General features: G+C 60.1%; 21 protein-coding genes. 20 read left to right on the forward strand and 1 reads right to left on the reverse strand.

Annotated features, from left to right (window positions below; all coding sequences use genetic code 11):
• The first annotated feature begins 153 nt into the window (after positions 1-153).
• The 20 genes from urtA to aidB all read left to right on the forward strand — a co-directional run bounded on the left by urtA (position 154) and on the right by aidB (position 17,365).
• A complete protein-coding gene (gene urtA, locus AT6N2_RS12825; protein WP_004443324.1) occupies positions 154-1,443 on the forward strand; it encodes an urea ABC transporter substrate-binding protein in 1,290 nt (429 codons plus the stop codon).
• A 274-nt stretch (positions 1,444-1,717) separates the two neighbouring features.
• Positions 1,718-3,331: an urea ABC transporter permease subunit UrtB gene (gene urtB, locus AT6N2_RS12830; RefSeq protein ID WP_063948233.1), complete on the forward strand. Its 1,614-nt coding sequence runs from the start codon at positions 1,718-1,720 to the stop codon at positions 3,329-3,331.
• A complete protein-coding gene (gene urtC / locus AT6N2_RS12835) occupies positions 3,328-4,491 on the forward strand; it encodes an urea ABC transporter permease subunit UrtC (protein WP_209087264.1) in 1,164 nt (387 codons plus the stop codon). Before urtB ends, urtC begins: the two co-directional genes overlap by 4 nt.
• A gap of 4 nt (positions 4,492-4,495) precedes the next feature.
• Positions 4,496-5,257 (forward strand): urea ABC transporter ATP-binding protein UrtD, encoded by a 762-nt coding sequence (urtD, locus tag AT6N2_RS12840; protein ID WP_209087266.1) that lies wholly within the window; start codon positions 4,496-4,498, stop codon positions 5,255-5,257.
• Between the two features lie 208 nt (positions 5,258-5,465).
• A complete protein-coding gene (gene urtE, locus AT6N2_RS12845) occupies positions 5,466-6,161 on the forward strand; it encodes an urea ABC transporter ATP-binding subunit UrtE (RefSeq protein WP_063948236.1) in 696 nt (231 codons plus the stop codon).
• Positions 6,162-6,403: 242 nt separating this feature from the next.
• Entirely contained in the window at positions 6,404-7,657 is a 1,254-nt protein-coding gene (locus AT6N2_RS12850; RefSeq protein ID WP_209087268.1) for an alpha/beta hydrolase family esterase, read from the forward strand.
• On the forward strand, positions 7,564-8,415 hold the full coding sequence (locus tag AT6N2_RS12855) for an urease accessory protein UreD (RefSeq protein WP_209087270.1): 852 nt from the start codon (positions 7,564-7,566) through the stop codon (positions 8,413-8,415). The genes AT6N2_RS12850 and AT6N2_RS12855 overlap by 94 nt, the downstream gene beginning before the upstream one ends.
• 107 nt (positions 8,416-8,522) lie before the next feature.
• Positions 8,523-8,825, forward strand: a complete 303-nt coding sequence (locus tag AT6N2_RS12860; protein ID WP_063948239.1) for an urease subunit gamma — start codon at positions 8,523-8,525, stop codon at positions 8,823-8,825.
• A 22-nt stretch (positions 8,826-8,847) separates the two neighbouring features.
• The gene (locus AT6N2_RS12865) at positions 8,848-9,405 is read left to right on the forward strand and encodes a hypothetical protein (protein WP_149741175.1); all 558 of its coding nucleotides are present in this window, start codon (positions 8,848-8,850) and stop codon (positions 9,403-9,405) included.
• Positions 9,402-9,707, forward strand: coding sequence for an urease subunit beta (locus AT6N2_RS12870; protein WP_149741174.1), 306 nt, complete (start codon positions 9,402-9,404; stop codon positions 9,705-9,707). The genes AT6N2_RS12865 and AT6N2_RS12870 overlap by 4 nt, the downstream gene beginning before the upstream one ends.
• Before the next feature lies 1 nt (position 9,708).
• Positions 9,709-10,065, forward strand: coding sequence for a GFA family protein (locus tag AT6N2_RS12875; protein WP_209087272.1), 357 nt, complete (start codon positions 9,709-9,711; stop codon positions 10,063-10,065).
• 3 nt (positions 10,066-10,068) lie between these two features.
• Positions 10,069-10,485 carry a lysozyme inhibitor LprI family protein gene (locus tag AT6N2_RS12880; RefSeq protein ID WP_209087274.1) on the forward strand — a complete coding sequence of 139 codons (417 nt, stop codon included), beginning with the start codon at positions 10,069-10,071 and terminating at the stop codon, positions 10,483-10,485.
• Positions 10,486-10,489: 4 nt separating this feature from the next.
• Complete coding sequence (locus AT6N2_RS12885; RefSeq protein ID WP_209087276.1) at positions 10,490-11,134, forward strand: Urease operon accessory protein; 645 nt, start codon at positions 10,490-10,492, stop codon at positions 11,132-11,134.
• Positions 11,135-11,138: 4 nt separating this feature from the next.
• On the forward strand, positions 11,139-12,848 hold the full coding sequence (ureC, locus tag AT6N2_RS12890) for an urease subunit alpha (protein WP_209087278.1): 1,710 nt from the start codon (positions 11,139-11,141) through the stop codon (positions 12,846-12,848).
• Between the two features lie 12 nt (positions 12,849-12,860).
• Positions 12,861-13,526, forward strand: coding sequence for a TIGR02117 family protein (locus AT6N2_RS12895; protein ID WP_209087280.1), 666 nt, complete (start codon positions 12,861-12,863; stop codon positions 13,524-13,526).
• Between the two features lie 156 nt (positions 13,527-13,682).
• Positions 13,683-14,219, forward strand: a complete 537-nt coding sequence (locus tag AT6N2_RS12900; RefSeq protein ID WP_063948247.1) for a peroxiredoxin — start codon at positions 13,683-13,685, stop codon at positions 14,217-14,219.
• Between the two features lie 315 nt (positions 14,220-14,534).
• Positions 14,535-15,020 (forward strand): urease accessory protein UreE, encoded by a 486-nt coding sequence (ureE, locus tag AT6N2_RS12905; RefSeq protein ID WP_209087282.1) that lies wholly within the window; start codon positions 14,535-14,537, stop codon positions 15,018-15,020.
• 3 nt (positions 15,021-15,023) lie between these two features.
• Positions 15,024-15,695 carry an urease accessory protein UreF gene (locus AT6N2_RS12910; RefSeq protein ID WP_209087284.1) on the forward strand — a complete coding sequence of 224 codons (672 nt, stop codon included), beginning with the start codon at positions 15,024-15,026 and terminating at the stop codon, positions 15,693-15,695.
• A gap of 230 nt (positions 15,696-15,925) precedes the next feature.
• Positions 15,926-16,537 (forward strand): urease accessory protein UreG, encoded by a 612-nt coding sequence (gene ureG / locus AT6N2_RS12915; RefSeq protein WP_004443279.1) that lies wholly within the window; start codon positions 15,926-15,928, stop codon positions 16,535-16,537.
• A gap of 3 nt (positions 16,538-16,540) precedes the next feature.
• Positions 16,541-17,365, forward strand: coding sequence for an AidB family quorum-quenching N-acyl homoserine lactonase (gene aidB / locus AT6N2_RS12920; RefSeq protein WP_209087286.1), 825 nt, complete (start codon positions 16,541-16,543; stop codon positions 17,363-17,365).
• A gap of 74 nt (positions 17,366-17,439) precedes the next feature.
• Here aidB and AT6N2_RS12925 read toward each other — a convergent pair whose 3' ends face one another.
• A complete protein-coding gene (locus AT6N2_RS12925) occupies positions 17,440-18,129 on the reverse strand; it encodes a Crp/Fnr family transcriptional regulator (protein WP_209087288.1) in 690 nt (229 codons plus the stop codon).
• Between the last annotated feature and the right edge of the window lie 312 nt (positions 18,130-18,441).

Genomic DNA, 18,441 nt, shown 5'->3' on the forward strand with positions numbered 1-18,441 from the left:
TATCACCCCACACTTCCCCTGCACCTTTCGCCACCCCGCCTACGTCAATTGACGTATACGGTTTCGCGCTCACGAGATCGATAGTCTCTCCAGCAGCGGCCGAAGATGCCGCTGAGCCTCGCCAAGAGGCCAACAAGGAGAGGGGTCCTTCCGATGATGTTCCGCAAGACGCTCAGTGCCGCGCTGCTTGGCGCAATCCTGTCCACCACCGCCTTCCATGGCGCCTTTGCTGCCGATGATACGATCAAGGTCGGCGTGCTGCATTCTCTTTCCGGCACCATGGCCATTTCAGAGACCACGCTGAAAGATGCCATGCTGATGCTCATCGACGAGCAGAACAAGAAGGGCGGCGTTCTCGGCAAGAAGCTTGAAGCTGTCGTGGTCGATCCGGCCTCCGACTGGCCGCTTTTCGCCGAAAAGGCCCGCCAGTTGATTTCGCAGGACAAGGTCGCCGCCGTTTTCGGCTGCTGGACGTCTTCCTCGCGTAAATCCGTTCTGCCTGTTTTCGAAGAGCTGAACTCGATCCTGTTCTACCCGGTTCAGTATGAGGGTGAAGAATCCTCGCGCAATATCTTCTACACGGGCGCCGCCCCCAACCAGCAAGCCATTCCGGCCGTCGATTACCTCGCCAATACCGAAGGCGTCGAGCGCTGGGTTCTGGCCGGCACGGACTATGTCTATCCGCAGACCACCAACAAGATCCTGAAGGCCTACCTGATGTCGAAGGGCGTCAAGGAAGAGGACATCATGATCAACTACACGCCGTTCGGTCACTCCGACTGGCAGACGATCGTGTCCGACATCAAGAAATTCGGTTCGGCCGGCAAGAAGACCGCCGTGGTTTCCACCATCAATGGTGACGCCAACGTGCCCTTCTACAAGGAACTGGCCAACCAGGGCATCAAGGCCGAAGATATTCCGGTCGTCGCCTTCTCCGTGGGTGAAGAAGAGCTTGCCGGTCTCGATACCGCGCCGCTGGTTGGCCACCTTGCCGCCTGGAACTACTTCCAGTCCGTCGATGCGCCCGTCAATGCCGAGTTCATCAAGACCTGGCATGCCTTCACCAAGAACGACAAGCGCGTGACCAACGACCCGATGGAAGCCGCCTATATCGGCTTCAACGCCTGGGTAAAGGCCGTCGAATCCGCCGGCACGACCGATACGGACAAGGTTCTGGACAGCATCATCGGCGTTTCCGTGCCGAACCTTTCGGGTGGTTATTCCACCGTCATGCCGAACCACCACATCACCAAGCCGGTGCTGATCGGTGAAATCCAGGCTGACGGCCAGTTTGAGATCGTACAGCAGACACCGCAGGTGGTGGGCGACGAATGGTCGGATTACCTGCCGGATTCGAAGGATCTGATCTCTGATTGGAGAAAGCCGATGTCCTGCGGCAACTTCAACGTGGCCACGGGCAAGTGCGGCGGCAAGGGTAGCTGATAGGAGCTTGGGTTGAGGGCCGCTCCCTCGTTGGGGCGGCGCTTCAATCGTTGAAAACTGAGCAAGCATGCCCCCCTCTGCCCTGCCGGGCATCTCCACAAGTGGGGAGATCGCCTCGTAGTGAGGCCCCGCATTTCTCGTTGGTCGCGATGGAGCGACGTAGGTGCACCTTGCCGATCTCCCTCCTTGTGGGGAGATGCCCGGCAGGGCAGAGGGGGGTAAGCCGCATACTCATCGCCAGATAAAATACACGGCCGCCCTAAGGACCCCCGACATGACGATCCGATATTTTCTCGGAGCCATCTTCCTCTGGTTCACCATGGGGATCGCAGCCCACGCCGTCGCGCAAAGCGACCCAAAGGCGCTGATCGATCAGCTCGGCACGGCTGATTTCAAGCAGGCCGAAACATTGATCGGTCAGATCGCCGCAACCGGCGATGCGCGTGTCGTTCCGGCGCTGGAGGCTTTTGCGGCGGGTGATCTCTACGTGCGCAAATCCGACAATCTCGTCTTCATGACCAAGCCCGCCGGTTCCGATTTCACGCTGATCGACCCGCTGACGGGTGAAAGTGCCGGCTCGGCGCCGAAGGCGACCGTTACCAAGATCAGGGTCAACAATAATCTACGTCGCGTCATCCGCGCCGCGATGGGCGGGCTGACGCTGCTCAGCCCGGAAAAATCCGTGCGGCTTTCGGCAGCTGACGCGGTCCTGAAAGCGCCAAGCGCTGAAAATCTCGAATTGCTGGAAGCGGCCATATCAAAGGAAACCGATAATGAGGTGCGGACCCGGATGGAGGAGGCGCGGGCTGTCTCACTGCTCTCCTCCGACCGCCCCCTTGAGGTGAAGAAAGAAGCGATCGCCACCATCAAGGCACTTGGCGGGCGCGATGCGATCAGCATTCTGATGGCGGCGACGCCGTCGGTCGATCCGAGCCTGAAGCCGGATGTGGACGAGGCGATTTCCAGCATCGAAAGCGCGCTTGCTTTCTGGGATTACGCACAGAATGTCTGGTACGGCCTGTCGCTCGGCTCGGTGCTGCTGCTCGCCGCCATCGGCCTTGCCATCACCTTTGGCGTCATGGGCATCATCAATATGGCGCATGGCGAGATGGTGATGATCGGCGCCTACTCCACCTTCATGGTGCAGGAGTTGATCCGCAGTCATTTCCCCGGCCTGTTCGACTGGTCGCTGGCGATTGCCCTGCCGGCCGCCTTTCTGGTCACGGCCTGCGTCGGCCTCGTCATGGAGCGCGGCGTCATCCGCTATCTTTACGGGCGGCCGCTGGAAACCCTTCTCGCCACCTGGGGCATCTCGCTGATCCTGCAACAGGGCGTGCGTTCCATCTTCGGCCCCACCAACCGGGAAGTCGGCAGCCCGAGCTGGATGTCCGGCTCCTTCAGCGTCGGTTATCTCAATTTCACCTGGAACCGGGTGTGGATCGTCTGCTTCTCGCTGTCGGTGTTTTTTGCGCTGTTGGTGCTTCTGAAGCGCTCCGCCTTCGGGTTGCAGATGCGCGCCGTGACCCAGAACCGCCGCATGGCCTCCTCCATGGGCATCCGCACGCCATGGGTGGATGCCTTCACCTTCGCGCTTGGTTCGGGTGTTGCCGGGCTTGCGGGCGTCGCCCTGTCGCAGATCGACAATGTCTCTCCGAATCTCGGCCAGAGCTACATCATCGACAGTTTCATGGTCGTGGTGTTCGGCGGCGTCGGCAATCTCTGGGGAACGCTGGTAGGCGCCCTGTCGCTCGGCGTGCTCAACAAGTTCCTCGAGCCGACGGTGGGGGCCGTGCTCGGCAAGATCCTCGTGCTCGTTCTCATCATCCTGTTCATCCAGAAGCGGCCGCGCGGTCTCTTCGCACTCAAGGGAAGGGCGATCGAAGCATGATTACCGGCTTCCTCCTGCGCGCGCTCGACCGCCGCATTTCCATCGCCATCGGCATTATTCTCGCCATCGCCGTGCTGGTGCCAGCCTCCAACCTCCTGTTGCCGGAGGGCAGCGCGTTCCGCATCCCGACCTATATCATGTCGATGCTCGGCAAATATCTGGCCTACGCGCTGCTCGCGCTCGCGCTTGATCTGGTGTGGGGTTATTGCGGCATTCTCTCCCTTGGCCACGCCGCCTTCTTTGCGCTCGGCGGTTATGCCATGGGCATGTATCTGATGCGGCAGATCGGCACGCGTGGGGTCTATGGCCATCCGGTGCTGCCTGATTTCATGGTGTTCCTCAACTGGAAGGAACTGCCGTGGTTCTGGCACGGCTTCGACATGTTCTGGTTTGCGGCGCTGATGGTGCTTGTCGTGCCGGGGTTGCTCGCTTTCGTGTTCGGTTGGTTCGCCTTCCGCTCGCGCGTCAACGGCGTTTATCTGTCGATCATCACCCAAGCCATGACCTACGCCCTGCTCCTTGCCTTCTTCCGCAACGACATGGGTTTCGGCGGCAATAACGGCCTCACCGACTTCAAGGATATTCTCGGCTTTTCCGTGCAGGCCGACGGCACCCGTGCCGTGCTGTTTGCGATGACGGCGGTGATGCTGGCGATCTCGCTGCTGATTGCCTCCGGCATCGTCAATTCCAAGTTTGGCAAGGTGCTGGTGGGTGTGCGGGATGCGGAAAGCCGGGTGCGGTTCCTCGGTTTTAGGGTTGAAAACATCAAGCTCTTTACTTTCGTCGTCTCGGCGATGATGGCAGGCATTGCCGGTGCGCTGTTCGTGCCGCAGGTGGGCATCATCAATCCCGGCGAATTTTCGCCCGCCAACTCCATCGAGGTGGTGGTGTGGACGGCGGTCGGCGGGCGCGGCACGTTGATCGGGCCGATCATCGGCGCGCTGCTTGTGAACGGCGGCAAGAGCTATTTCACTGGCGCGTTCCCGGAATTCTGGCTGTTTGCGCTGGGTGGTCTCTTCATCGCTGTCACGCTGTTCTTCCCCAAGGGCATCATCGGCACGGTGCAGCATTATCTTGCGGGACGACGCGAGAAGCGTGTGGCGGGCGCGGCGCGTGAAGCTGGCAACGACAGCGCGGTTGCGCAACAGGCGGCGGAGTAAGCCCATGAACACGGTTTCCGAAAACAGAACCAAGAGCCTGCTTTACCTCGATGGCGTTTCCGTTTCGTTCGATGGTTTCAGGGCGCTGAATTCCCTTTCCTTCGTGGTGGAGCCGGGCGAACTTCGCGCCATCATCGGCCCCAACGGCGCGGGAAAGACGACGATGATGGATATCATCACCGGCAAGACCCGGCCGGATACCGGCACGGTGCTGTTCGAAGACAGCATCGACCTCACCAAGAAGGACGAGGCGGATATCGCCCAGCTCGGCATCGGCCGGAAATTCCAGAAGCCGACGGTGTTTGAAAGCCATACCGTCTGGGACAATCTGGAACTGGCGCTGAACCGCAAACGCGGCGTGTTCGCGACGCTGTTCTACCGGCTGACGGCGGAAGACAAGGCACGCATCGAGGAAATCCTCGCCACCGTGCGGCTTGGCCACCGCCGGGGAGACCTCGCCGCCAATCTTTCGCATGGGCAGAAACAGTGGCTGGAGATTGGCATGCTCTTGGCACAGGAACCGAAGCTTCTCCTGGTGGATGAACCGGTGGCGGGTATGACGGATGCCGAGACAGCGGAAACCGCGGTGCTCTTAAAGGAAATTGCGAAAACCCGATCCGTTGTGGTGGTCGAGCACGATATGGGCTTCATCCGGGAGCTGGGGGTGAAGGTAACGTGCCTTGCCGAAGGCTCGGTGCTGGCCGAAGGGTCGATCGATTTCGTGTCCAGCGATCCGAAGGTGATCGAGAATTATCTGGGGCGGTGATGGTGATATTTGCGGCTATAGCCCCCTCTGCCCTGCCGGGCATCTCCCCCTCAAGGGGGGAGATCAGATGCCGCCCTCGCTCGCTCCTTTGCCACGATGCTATGCGGCAGAGTGTTCGCCACTTGCCGATCTCCCCCCTTGAGGGGGAGATGCCCGGCAGGGCAGAGGGGGGTAGCGCCGCCCACCATACCGTCATTGGAGTTTCACCATGCTGACAGTCGACAACATCAACCTCCACTACGGCGCAGCGCAGGCCCTGCGCGGCGTGTCGCTGAAGGCCGAGATGGGCAAGATCACCTGCGTTCTCGGCCGCAACGGCGTCGGAAAAAGCTCGCTGTTGCGCGCCGTCACCGGCCAGCAGGCCACCAGCGCCGGCACGATCCGTTTCGGCGATGCGGCACTGGATGGGCTGGCGCCTTACCAGCGGGCGAAGCGCGGCGTCGGTTACGTGCCGCAGGGCCGGGAAATCTTTCCGCTGCTGAGCGTTCAGGAAAATCTGGAGAGCGGTTATGCGCCGCTGTCGCGCAAGGAGCGGTTCATCCCGGATGATATTTTCAGCCTGTTTCCGGTGCTGCAGACCATGCTGTCGCGCCGCGGCGGCGATCTCTCCGGCGGTCAGCAACAGCAGCTTGCCATCGGCCGGGCGCTGGTCACGCGGCCGAAAATCCTTGTGCTCGACGAGCCGACCGAGGGCATTCAGCCGTCGATCATCAAGGATATCGGCCGTGCGATTAAATATCTGCGCGATTCCACCGGCATGGCGATCCTGCTGGTCGAGCAATATCTGGATTTCTGCCGCGAACTTGCCGACTACGTCTACATCATGGACCGCGGCGAGATCGTGCATGAGGGGCTGGCCGAAACGCTGGATACGCCGGAAGCGCGGCGACATCTTACCGTGTAAATGCGGCTGTTCCGGTCACGACATAAGAACGGACGATTAATATTTTGAAAGTCCATGCGCTGCTGCATGGCTTTCATGCAGCATTTTAGCATTTCATTAAGTAAAAGCCTGTGTTATTGGGGCCATGAAATGCTGCATGCGAGACACAGAAGAAGTCTATTCGCACGCCGCGACTGTTGATCCCTTACATTTCCCGAACGCTCGACGTATCGTCGGGAAACTGTGCCAATAAAGGCGTGTCAATGATTCAAGACTTTGCAGTGGGCCGGGCTTCCCGGTGGGTGCGTTTCGCACGCAGCCTGTTCATCGGGCTGGTAATCAGCGCAGGCGCAGGGGCCGCAGCGTCGGCATCGACCTGCGGTCAGGATATCGGCCCCGGCATGGAACCGGGTCGGCATGATTTTTCCATTCTCTCTAACGGGCAGAAACGCGACGGCGTCTATTTTGTTCCATCCGCCTATGATGGAAAAAAGGCCCTGCCTGTCGTATTCGATTTCCACGGCTCCAACAGCAACCCGCACGGGCAGCTGAACCGCAGCGGCTGGGACAAGCTTGCCGAGCGTGATGGTCTTGTGGTCGTCGCGCTGGCGGGCAGTTTAAACGGCGAATTGCCGGGCACCCATGCCTGGAATGTGCCCGGCGTTACAACACGCCCCGGCGGGCTGGACGAGGTGAGCTTCATTCATGATGCTATTGCCATGGTGAAGGGCAAGTTCTGCGTCGATGAGGAACGTTTTTACGGTTCCGGCTATTCCGGCGGCGGGCGCATGCTGTCGCAATTCATCTGCACCGGAGCCAAGGATTTTAATGCCGCCGGTTTTGTCGCCTCGTTGCGCGCGGGTTATCCGCAGGAAACCGAAGGCAAATGGGCACCGGATGCGGCAAGCTGCACACCGGCGCGGCCGATGTCGATCATCGCCTTTGCCGGGCTGAAGGATCCCGCCAACCCCTATCAGGGCGGCGGCAAATCCTACTGGCAATATAGCGGCGAGACGGCGCTGAAACGCTGGGCCGAGATGGATGGCTGCAAGGGCGCCGCCAAAAGCAAGGTGGGCGAGAGCTTCACCGTCAATTCCTACGATGTCTGCAAGGCCGGTGCGCGCATCCAGTCCTATGTCATCGAGAACTGGGACCATGCCTGGCCGCGCGCCACCATGAAGGCCGAGGTTCTGGCGGCGAACGCCGTTGTTACCCGCAAGCCCGGTGGCGAGCAGACGCCGAAGGCGCAGCCCGCGGTGGAGCGCAAGATGCCCACAGGCGAAGTGACGCGCACGGTTGATGCGGCCGAAAGAATGTGGGATTTCTTCCGCAACACGGAAGGGCAGATGGTGGTGGACGCCGTCGTCAAGAAGGATTGCGTCGCCAAGGCCAATCCCGCTTCCGCAACTGTTTCGGAGACCGCGTGCAGCAGCAACAGCAAGCCATCAGCCCTTCCGGTTGCGAAGACGCTCAACCTGTCCGGCAACAACGCGCCCTTGGCAGAGGACGCATTGTAACCAAGGCGGTGGAAGGGCGCAGCCGGCTGGATGAATTGTTTCAGGAGGGCTGCGCCAAAATCCGCCTGCCGGATACGTTTTCCAATGAAATGGAAGCCATTCTCATCAATTCCTCCGGCGGCCTGACCGGCGGGGATGACATGGAATGGCAAGCGGCGGCCGCAGCCGGCACATCGCTGGTGGTTACCACGCAGGCCTGCGAGAAGGTCTACAAGGCATCGTCTGGCACTGCCACCGTCACCGCCCGAGTTTCTGCCGGGCCGGGCGCGAAGCTCCACTGGCTGCCGCAGGAAACCATCATCTTCGATCGCGCGTCGCTCACCCGAAGGCTTGAAGCCGATCTCGATCAATCCTCAGAATTTATCGCCGTCGAAGCCGTTTTACTTGGCCGCCAGGCCATGGGCGAGGCGATGACGCATGGGCTTTTTCGTGACCGCTGGCGGATTCGCCATGGCGGCAAGCTGGTGCATGCAGAAGAGTTGCTGCTTGAAGGCGAGGTGGCGGCGCTGACCGCGAAGACGGCGGTTCTGGCCGGGCAGGTCGCCTTTGCAACGCTGCTTTATATCGGGCCTCTCGCCGAGGCGCTTCTGCCTAAAATCCGGGCGATTGCCGGGGAAAGCGGCGGCGCCAGCGAATGGCGGGGCAAGCTCGTGGCGCGCGTTGCCGCCGCCGATGGTTTCTCCTTGAGAAAATTGCTTTTTCCGATCATTTCGCTCTTGCGAAACGACGCGCCAGTGCCGAAAGTCTGGAATCTGTAAACCCTTCGGATCGTCTCGTGACAGGCGTTCTTCGGGGTCTGTCAAATGTCGGATCTGGTCTCCAGCAAACCTTGTTTGCGGAGCAGATGCCAAGCTGTGGGACGACGATGAACCTTAGCCCAAGAGAAAAAGACAAGCTGCTGATTTCCATGGCCGCTATGGTGGCGCGCCGCCGGCTGGAACGTGGCGTGAAGCTGAACTATCCGGAAGCGATTGCGCTGATTACCGATTTCGTCGTCGAGGGCGCCCGTGATGGCCGTGCCGTTTCCGATCTGATGGAAGCCGGCGCGCATGTCATTTCCCGTGATCAGGTGATGGACGGCATTGCCGAGATGATCCACGATGTGCAGGTGGAAGCGACATTCCCTGATGGCACCAAGCTGGTGACCGTTCACGAACCGATCCGGTGACCAGCAGAAGCGAGTCTTTGCGATGAATGATGAAGACCACACTTCCAGCGCCAGTAAAACGCCGATTCAAACCCGTGCTAGCGCAGATGTGAGATACCAGTACCTCCTCGAAGAAATGAAGGCCGCGCGTTTTAGGATCGATGAAGAAATCAGAACTATGAATCAGTTCGAGATTCTAACGATCATAGCGATAGGTCTTATATATTGGCTAATATTGAGTGCAGAAAATATTAGCCACCTATCACTAGGTTTTGCATCATTTTTTCCAGTGTTGATAACGGCGTATGGAATATTTCGTTATCGAGCGCATGCACATGTTGTCAAAGTTCATGAAGCTTATGTCAAGATGCACGTGGAACGAACGGTTTTTGGGAAGATGAGCCTAAAAGGTCTCGTTAAGTATTATGACCGAAAAAAGAACGGTACTCTCAAAACTGCCAGATTTGCTTTCTGGGTCACCACTTTTTGCATATCGCTAAGCTTATTCGTTATCTGTTTGGTCGCGCCGGAGAAAGTTCGCCAGATGGAGGATGATCTCCAGCAAAACCATAAACTTCTGAGGGTAGAAATACTGCTATGAACCCAGGCGAAATCATTGCCGCAGAGGGCAGCATCGAACTCAATGCCGGCCAGCCGACCGTGACCATCGAAGTCGCCAATTCGGGCGACCGGCCGGTGCAGGTGGGCAGCCACTACCATTTTTTCGAGACCAATGCGGGTCTCCTCTTCGACCGCGACAAGGCGCGCGGCATGCGTCTCGATATTCCTGCCGGCACGGCAGTGCGTTTCGAGCCCGGCCAGAAGCGGGAGGTAACGCTGGTGCCGCTGTCCGGCAAGCGCGAGGTTTATGGTTTCCGTCAACAGGTCATGGGGAGGTTATGAAATGGCGACGGCGCATTATCATGGAAGCTGCCAGTGCGGCAGCGTAAGCTTCGAGGTCGATGTCGATCTCGACCATACCGTCATTTGCAATTGTTCGCGCTGCAAGCGTCTGGGCTCGACACTCGCCTTTGCGCCGCGGGAGAAATTCACGCTGCTTTCCGGAGAGGACAAGCTGAGCGAATATCTCTTCAACAAGCACAAGATCCATCATTTTTTCTGCTCTACCTGTGGCATCGAAAGCTTTGCCTATGCCGATGGGCCTGACGGTACGCCGATGGTGGCGGTCAATGCCAATTGTCTCGATGGCGTCGATCCAAGAGCGTTGAAGCCGCAGGCTTTTGACGGCGCGGCGGCCTGAACGATGGCGATCAGCAAAAACAGCCTTGCCGCGGCCACCGTCTTCTGGGTGGCTGCAGGCATCTCTGGCCCGGCCGCCGCACAGGAGCCGGATTGCAAGGAACCGCAGACACAGGCGGATATGACGATTTGCGCCGGCAAGGATTACGAAAAGGCCGACAAGCAGCTCAATGTCGAGTATCAGAAGCTGCGCAAGCTGCTTACCGAACGTGACAAGGCGGCGGATGCGGATGGCAAGGGCGCGGCCGATGCACTGGTCACTGCCCAGCGCGCCTGGGTGGCGTTTCGCGATGCCAATTGCGCGCTATCAGGCTTTCAGGCGCGGGGTGGTTCGATGGAGCCGATGCTGATTTCTTCGTGTCTGGCCGAGATGAGTACAAAGCGGGCGGATGATCTGCGCCAGCTGTCGGAAGGCTTCTGAACGCATGGGGCGGCGGATCGCGATTGTCGGAAATGGGGAGTTGCCGCCCGGCACCGCCCGGCTTATCGACCGTTCGGATATCGTCATCCGTTTTAACGACTGCCGCTCGCTGGGGCTTGGCGGCACGCGCACCGATGTCGTGGCCGTCTGCAATACAGGACGGCCGGGTCGTGAGATGACCGAAGGAGCCGAATGGCGCGAGAGCGACGGCGTGCGACAGGCCGCTGCCATCTGGTCGGTGCGCGATCCCGCAAAATTTGCGGAAATGGAACCTGATATCCGCGCGCGGTGGCCGGAGCTCACCGATTTCTGCATGGATTACACCGCTGCCTTTGCAGCAATCGCGCGGGCGGGCGGCAAAAGCCACGTCGTTATCCATCGGGAGGTTCATGAACGGCTCGATGTCGCGCTCGAAGCTTACAAGCCGGAACCTTACGTCTGCCCCAGCACCGGGCTTGTCGCCATTGCCCATGTTCTTGAGACTGTGAGCGGCGAGGATGACGAGGTGGCGATTGCCGGTTTCGGCCACCAGGGTTGGAGTGGCCATCCATTTTCCGCCGAAAAGCAGCTGGTTGAAACCCTTGCGGTTGCACGCCGGCTTAAACGAATTTCTCCCACATCGATTTTCTCCGCGTCCGAAGGAGCCTGAGCCCATGCCCTACAAGATTTCCCGCGCCGCCTATGCCGGCATGTTCGGCCCGACCGTTGGCGACAAGGTGCGTCTTGCCGATACCGAACTCTTCATCGAGATCGAGAAGGACCACACGACCTACGGCGAGGAAGTGAAATTCGGGGGTGGCAAGGTCATTCGCGACGGCATGGGCCAGAGCCAGGCGACACGGGCCGAAGGCGCTGTCGATACCGTCATCACCAATGCCGTGATCGTTGACCATAGCGGCATCTACAAGGCCGATGTGGGCCTGAAGAACGGCCGCATTCACGCCATCGGCAAGGCCGGCAACCCGGATACGCAGCCCGGCGTGACGATTATCGTCGGCCCCTCGACGGAAGCAATCGCCGGCGAAGGCAAGATCCTGACGGCCGGCGGCATGGATGCGCATATCCATTACATCTGCCCGCAGCAGATCGAGGAAGCGCTGATGAGCGGTGTGACCTGCATGCTCGGTGGTGGTTCCGGACCGGCGCACGGCACGCTTGCCACCACCTGCACCGGCGCATGGCATATCGAGCGCATGATCGAAAGCTTCGATGCTTTCCCAATGAACCTGGCACTCGCCGGCAAGGGAAATGCCTCGCTGCCGGCACCGCTGGAAGAAATGATCCTGGCTGGCGCCTCCTCGCTGAAGCTGCATGAGGACTGGGGCACGACACCCGCCGCCATCGACAATTGCCTGACGGTGGCCGACGACTATGACGTGCAGGTGATGATCCACACCGACACGCTGAACGAGAGCGGTTTTGTGGAAGACACGGTCGCCGCCATCAGGGGCCGCACCATCCATGCTTTCCACACGGAAGGGGCGGGCGGTGGTCATGCGCCTGACATCATCAAGGTCTGCGGCAATCCGAACGTCATTCCGTCCTCGACCAACCCGACGCGGCCTTACACCGTCAATACGCTGGCTGAGCATCTGGATATGCTGATGGTGTGCCACCACCTGTCGCCATCCATCCCCGAGGATATCGCCTTCGCGGAAAGCCGCATCCGCAAGGAAACCATCGCGGCCGAAGATATCCTCCACGATATCGGTGCGTTTTCAATCATTTCCTCCGACAGCCAGGCCATGGGTCGTGTCGGCGAAGTGGCGATCCGCACCTGGCAGACCGCGGACAAGATGAAGCGCCAGCGCGGCCGCCTGAAGGAAGAGACCGGCGAGAACGACAATTTCCGTGTCCGTCGTTATATCGCCAAATATACCATCAACCCGGCCATTGCGCAGGGTGTCAGCCACGAGATCGGCTCTGTCGAAGTCGGCAAGCGTGCCGATCTGGTCTTGTGGAATCCGGCCTTCTTCGGCGTGAAGCCGGAGATGGTGCTGCTCGGTGGTTCGATTGCCGCTGCGCCGATGGGCGATCCGAATGCCTCCATTCCAACGCCGCAGCCGATGCATTACCGGCCGATGTTTGCTGCTTATGGCAAGCTGCGCACCAATTCCTCGGTGACTTTCGTCTCACAGGCGTCTCTGGATGGCGGCCTTGCCCAGCGCCTTGGTGTCGCCAAGAAACTGCTGCCGGTGAAAAACGTGCGCGGCGGCATTTCCAAGGCGTCGATGATCCACAATTCGCTGACGCCGCATATCGAGGTCGATCCCGAGACCTATGAAGTGCGGGCGGATGGTGAGCTTCTGACCTGTGAACCGGCGACCGTGCTGCCAATGGCGCAGCGCTATTTCCTGTTCTGACGGGACGTTCCATTGAGACGTGCCCTCAGATGGATCAGTCGCGGCGCGCTGCTGATCCTCCTGCTTCTGGTGCTGGGCACCGTGACGCCGCGCCCCTTTATTGCCGATGATGCAGACGGCGTGAAGGATCGCGAAATCCTGCTGCTGGCCAATCCGATCCACACCGATATCGCGTTGCCGGTCGATAATGATCTGCGGCGGGTGTTCGCCGAATTGCAGGAGGGCGGCATTGCGGTCAATCATCCAGCCGCGGCCTATATGGTGTTCGGTTGGGGCGGCAGGGCGTTTTATATCCAGACGCCAACCTGGGCCGATCTGAAACCGATGCCGGTGCTGCGCTCTTTCACGCTGGACAGCTCCGTCATGCATGTGGATGTAACAGGCGATTTTCCCGCCGATCTCGCTGGCGTGAAACGGCTTCGCATTTCCGAAGCGGGTTATCAGCGCCTTGTCGCAGGCATCAGGGCAAGTTTTGCCGGAAACGATGACGGTGTCAGGCCGATTTCCGGCGCCGGCTACGGCCCCACGGACGCTTTTTTCGAGGCGAACGGCTGGTTCAATGCGCTCGCCGGCTGCAACACATGGTCAGCCGCGATGTTGCGGGAAGCAGGCATTCAAACCGGCTGGTGGACACCCCTGCCGACGCTGTTGAACTGGTCGATAGAACTGCATAATTGATCCCCAATTCCGTGCGGCATTTCGCGCATTTGGCGGCTGAAATCCTTTTTTTATGCTGCACCGCAGCGCGTCATGCGCTATGGAAACTGCTAAAGAAGTCCGCGCGGATCGATCCCAAGCGATACCTCGCAAAAACGCCAGAACAGGAGACAAGACATGCTCGGCAAAAAAGTGCCCGCCGTAACCTTCCGCACGCGCGTTCGCGACGAGGCCGTTGGCGGCCCGAACCCTTTCCGTTGGCAGGACATGACCTCCGACGACTATTTCAAGGGCAAAAAGGTAGTCCTCTTCTCGCTCCCCGGCGCTTTCACGCCGACATGCTCGACCTACCAGCTTCCCGATTTTGAAAAACTCGCGCCTGAGTTCCGCGCGCTCGGCGTTGATGACATCTATTGCCTTTCGGTCAACGATGCCTTCGTCATGAATGCCTGGGCGAAGGGCCAGAACCTCGAAAACGTCAAGGTCATTCCCGATGGTTCGGGCGAGTTCACCCGCAAGATGGGCATGCTGGTCGCCAAGGACAATCTCGGCTTCGGCATGCGCTCCTGGCGTTACGCTGCCGTCATCAATGATGGCGTCGTCGAGCAGTGGTTCGAGGAAGAAGGTTATTCGGACAATTGCGATAGCGACCCCTACGGCGTTTCCTCGCCGCAGAACATTCTGGAAAACCTGAAAAGCCGCGCTGCGGCCTAATCTCGGTTTTCGATTCTGATGAAAGCCCGGCAGTGATGCCGGGCTTTTCTTTGTCCGACGTGCTTTTTTCTGCCGCGCCGGCCTCTCCACGCTCCTTCATCCCGGACATGATCCGGGGTCCGGTGCGATCAAGACTTTGATCGCGTGGGAGGCTTTTCACGCCACAGACGGGCCGTGGCTGGATGCCGGGTCAGGCCCGGCATGACGGAGAGAGGTCTCCAGCTATCGTCAACCTTCTGAAATCGCGCCTTGAAATCATGCCCGCTATCCGTCAAAAATCTTCTCTCCAAGACTGTTTCTGAAACGGATCATTGCATGTTGCGCGTCACCTCCTATCGCCCCGCCGGAACCCCCGGCGACGAGCCCTCCGGCTACGTCACGCTGGCACATGACCAGCGGCATCTGCGCCGCAAGCTTCTGCATCTGCAGAATGACGAGATGGTGATGCTGGACCTGAAGGAAGCCGTACTGTTTGCCCATGGCGACCTGCTGGTCGTCGAAAACGGCGATCTGATCGAGGTTCGCGCCGCGGATGAAAAGCTGTTCGAGATCAAGGCGAAGGACCGCCTTCACCTGATCGAGCTCGCCTGGCATCTGGGCAACCGGCATCTTTCGGCGCAGATCGAGGAGGAGCGCATTCTCATCCTGCGTGACCATGTCATTCGCGCCATGCTGGAAGGCCTGGGCGCCACAGTGCGCGAGGTGGAAGAGCCGTTCCAGCCGGCACGCGGCGCTTATCACGCTCATGGCGGGCACCCGCATGGCCATGATCACGGGCACCACCATCATGATCACGGCTGAGGCGTGAGCGAGGAAAGCGGCGTTGCCGCGCTGCTGCGACTGATGGCCTGGATGTCGCCGGCCTTTCCTGTCGGCGGCTTTTCCTATTCGGGCGGGCTGGAAAAGGCGGTGGAGGACGGGCGTTTGCGTAACGCCAACGAGTTGAGCGGCTGGGTGGAAACGCTTCTTCTCCATGGCAGCCTCTGGAATGATGCGGTTTTTCTGGCACAAGCCTGGCGATGCTCGCAGGATGCCTTAGCACTCAGCGAAACGGCTGATCTTGGCCGCGCGCTCGCCGGTTCGGCTGAGCGTTATCGGGAGACCGTGCTTCTGGGTGACGCCTTCGTTTCCGCCGCAGGCGCATGGCCGCATGATGTTCTTGAGCTGTTGCCGCAGGATGTTCCTTATCCCGTCGCCGTTGGTGCCGTGGCCGCGGGCCACGGCGTGCCGCTGCGCGAGACGCTCGCCGCCTTTCTGCATGCCGGTGTTTCGCAGATCGTTTCGGCCGGTATCCGTCTCGGCGTCGCGGGCCAGAAAGATGGCGTTGCCATTCTGGCCGCGAGCGAGGCGGGGATTGCCGAGGTGGCGGCACGGGCCGCCCAATCCACGCTCGACGATCTCGGCAGCGCCACGATCATCGCCGATACGGCGGCGATGCGTCATGAAACACAGGGTACGCGGCTTTTCCGCTCCTGAAGAGCGAGCGGCCGCCACGAGTTTCTTCTCCCCGCCGGGGAGAAGGTCGCGGCAGCGGGTCGAGGGGGCAAGGGTAGAGATATATCGAGAGCTAGCCCCTTCATCCGCCCCTTCGGCCACCTTCTCCCCGGCGGGGAGAAGAAGCAAGTGGCACGATCCTTGCGTATATTTGAGCTGAAATTTGAGTGGTTGTCGTAATTGGACCACAGCATAGTGAAGGGAACAGAGTGATGAAATCGGGTAATGGTCCGCTGCGCGTTGGGATTGGCGGGCCCGTGGGTTCCGGCAAGACGGCGCTGACGGAAAAGCTCTGCAAGGCGATGAGCGCCGATTATTCCGTCGCCGTCGTCACCAATGATATCTATACCAAGGAAGACGCCGAGGCGCTGGTGCGCATGCAGGCGTTGCCTTCTGAACGGATCGTCGGGGTGGAGACGGGCGGTTGCCCGCACACGGCCATCCGCGAGGATGCCACGATCAATCTGCAGGCGATTGCCGGGCTGAACCAGCGTTTTCCCGATCTCGACGTGGTCTTCATCGAATCCGGCGGCGATAACCTTGCCGCGACCTTTTCGCCCGATCTTGCCGATATCACCATCTACGTCATCTCCGTCTGCCAGGGCGAGGAAATTCCGCGCAAGGGCGGGCCGGGCATCACCCGCTCTGACCTGCTGGTCATCAACAAGAAGGACCTTGCGCCCTATGTGGGTGCGGACCTGACTGTCATGGACAGCGATGCGACGCGCATGCGCAACGCCATGCCCTTTGTGTTCACCGACATGAAACGGGGCGATGGCGTCGATCGCATCGTCGGTTTCCTGAAAGAGCAGGGCGGTCTGTAAGCCATGAATGCCCCGTTAGTTTTTGGCCGTTATGCCGTGTCCCGGTTCATCGATGGTGTCTACAAGGCACCGGTCGGCCATCTCATTCACCGGCAGGGCGCGAATGCGCTGGCGACCGTTCTCGCCGGAATTCCGGGCGATACGGTTGATGTGGATGTCAACTGCTTCGCGCTGTCGGGGCCAGATGGCGTCTGGCTGATCGATGCCGGCTGCGGCACAGCCTGGGGCGAGGCCTATGGCCATGCGCGCGCGGCAATGATTGCCGCCGGTATTCAGCCTGATGATGTCAGCCGTGTTATCCTCACTCATATTCACGGCGATCACGCGCTCGGCCTCATCGATGGCGATCGGCCTTATTTTCCCAAGGCGGAGATATGGGTGCCTGAGGCCGATCTTGCCTTTTTCACCAATGCAGAGGCGCGAAAGGCATTGCCGTCTGCCCGCCAAGGCGGTTTCGATCTCGCCGCCCGGCTGCTCGACATCTGCGGGGACACGCTGCGGCCGATCCCCATGGGAGGGGTTGCCGAGGATATCGAGGCAATCGCCATGCCCGGCCATACGCCGGGGCATGCCGGTTATCTCATCGGCAATGGCGATCACCGGCTGTTATTGTGGGGTGATGTGCTGCACGTGACGGGTTTGCAGGCCGCCGATCCCGAAATCGCTTTCGTTTACGATATCGATTCCGAACTTGCCCATGCCACTCGTCTCGAGGTGTTGGCGGCAGCGGCCGATCATGGCTGGCTGGTGTCCGGCGGTCATCTGGGCGGGTTTTTCCACATCGAGCGGCAGGGCGATCATTTCCGTTTCCTGCAGCACGCGGTCTGAACCGCCGCGATGTCTGACATGCGAAAGGGCGGGATGCCTGTTGGCGGCCCGCCCTTCGTCCTCTCCCCGTATCTTCAAATCTGTTTTAATGCCGCGACGTCATTGACCTGCACGATGCGGCCGCGCACCGTGACGCCTGATTTTTTCAGGGTGGAAAAGGCGCGGGAGAGCGCCTCCGGGGCGAGGCCGAGCTTGCCGGCAAGCAGGCTCTTCTGGAAAGGCAGCCGCAGCGAAAAGGAAGTCGCGTCGCGCGGGCCGTGGTTGATCAGGTAGTGAGCGACACGTTGCGGGGCGGTTTGCAGCCGGTCGTTGGCAATGCAGTCCATGGTGGAAAGCAGGCTGTTGGACAGGCAGCGCATGACGGCTTTGGCGATGGCCGGTTCCTGCTCGACCAGGCTGCGAATCCGCATGAGGTCGAAGCGAGCCAGGGTGCAGCTTTCCGCTGCCTGCGCGCTATAACGATAGGTATCGCTGCCGAAGATCAGGCATTCGTTGAAGGTATCGCCGGGGCCGCTGACGCGCACATCCGCTTCGCGCCCGTGCCTGTCCAGCCGGTAGAGCCTCACATAACCCGACAGCACGCAATAAAAATGCTGTGCCGCTTCGCCTTCCTTGAAAAGCACATGGCGGGCGTTGACAGTGGTGATGGTTGCCGCCTCCATCAGCTTCAGCGCCGCCGCATCGTCGGCAACCCCGATCAGGGGTGCGCGCAGCAGCATGTTCCTGTCCCTGTTGCTCAGCTTCACGGTCTTGTTCACGTCCATTCGGCTCCCGCTCAAACCTTTTGCCGGGCTGTCCGAAGCGACAAGAAACCGGGGAAGTTGCTTTTCCCTCGCGCCTATCTGCACAGAACTCATCGCATTTTTCCTCGACCGGCAATTCCCGATGCGAGGGAGACTAGCAGGTCAGGTGGAAAGCGAATTGATTTCGATCAAACGGGTTTGCAGCCGTTATGTGGGCGGAAATGGTTCGTCCATTCGTGTTTATAAGCACAGGGGCAAATATGGAGCGGGCGAGTGCGACATATTTCTTCTCCCCGAGGGGAGAAGTCCGCGGCAGCGGGATGAGGGGGCGAG

The organism is Agrobacterium tumefaciens, from assembly GCF_017726655.1.
In the GTDB taxonomy this organism is placed as follows: Bacteria; Pseudomonadota; Alphaproteobacteria; order Rhizobiales; family Rhizobiaceae; genus Agrobacterium; species Agrobacterium tumefaciens_B.

Excerpts from the sequence above, each read along its gene's own strand:
- ureG (WP_004443279.1), top strand. The coding sequence starts at position 15,926 with ATGAAATCGGGTAATGGTCCGCTGCGCGTTGGGATTGGCGGGCCCGTG.
- urtB (WP_063948233.1), top strand. The coding sequence starts at position 1,718 with ATGACGATCCGATATTTTCTCGGAGCCATCTTCCTCTGGTTCACCATG.
- urtE (WP_063948236.1), top strand. The coding sequence starts at position 5,466 with ATGCTGACAGTCGACAACATCAACCTCCACTACGGCGCAGCGCAGGCC.
- urtD (WP_209087266.1), top strand. The coding sequence starts at position 4,496 with ATGAACACGGTTTCCGAAAACAGAACCAAGAGCCTGCTTTACCTCGAT.
- AT6N2_RS12860 (WP_063948239.1), top strand. The coding sequence starts at position 8,523 with ATGAACCTTAGCCCAAGAGAAAAAGACAAGCTGCTGATTTCCATGGCC.
- AT6N2_RS12900 (WP_063948247.1), top strand. The coding sequence starts at position 13,683 with ATGCTCGGCAAAAAAGTGCCCGCCGTAACCTTCCGCACGCGCGTTCGC.
- ureE (WP_209087282.1), top strand. The coding sequence starts at position 14,535 with ATGTTGCGCGTCACCTCCTATCGCCCCGCCGGAACCCCCGGCGACGAG.
- AT6N2_RS12865 (WP_149741175.1), top strand. The coding sequence starts at position 8,848 with ATGAATGATGAAGACCACACTTCCAGCGCCAGTAAAACGCCGATTCAA.
- AT6N2_RS12850 (WP_209087268.1), top strand. The coding sequence starts at position 6,404 with ATGATTCAAGACTTTGCAGTGGGCCGGGCTTCCCGGTGGGTGCGTTTC.
- AT6N2_RS12880 (WP_209087274.1), top strand. The coding sequence starts at position 10,069 with ATGGCGATCAGCAAAAACAGCCTTGCCGCGGCCACCGTCTTCTGGGTG.
- AT6N2_RS12885 (WP_209087276.1), top strand. The coding sequence starts at position 10,490 with ATGGGGCGGCGGATCGCGATTGTCGGAAATGGGGAGTTGCCGCCCGGC.
- AT6N2_RS12870 (WP_149741174.1), top strand. The coding sequence starts at position 9,402 with ATGAACCCAGGCGAAATCATTGCCGCAGAGGGCAGCATCGAACTCAAT.
- AT6N2_RS12925 (WP_209087288.1), bottom strand. The coding sequence starts at position 18,129 with ATGGACGTGAACAAGACCGTGAAGCTGAGCAACAGGGACAGGAACATG.
- urtC (WP_209087264.1), top strand. The coding sequence starts at position 3,328 with ATGATTACCGGCTTCCTCCTGCGCGCGCTCGACCGCCGCATTTCCATC.
- urtA (WP_004443324.1), top strand. The coding sequence starts at position 154 with ATGATGTTCCGCAAGACGCTCAGTGCCGCGCTGCTTGGCGCAATCCTG.
- aidB (WP_209087286.1), top strand. The coding sequence starts at position 16,541 with ATGAATGCCCCGTTAGTTTTTGGCCGTTATGCCGTGTCCCGGTTCATC.
- ureC (WP_209087278.1), top strand. The coding sequence starts at position 11,139 with ATGCCCTACAAGATTTCCCGCGCCGCCTATGCCGGCATGTTCGGCCCG.
- AT6N2_RS12875 (WP_209087272.1), top strand. The coding sequence starts at position 9,709 with ATGGCGACGGCGCATTATCATGGAAGCTGCCAGTGCGGCAGCGTAAGC.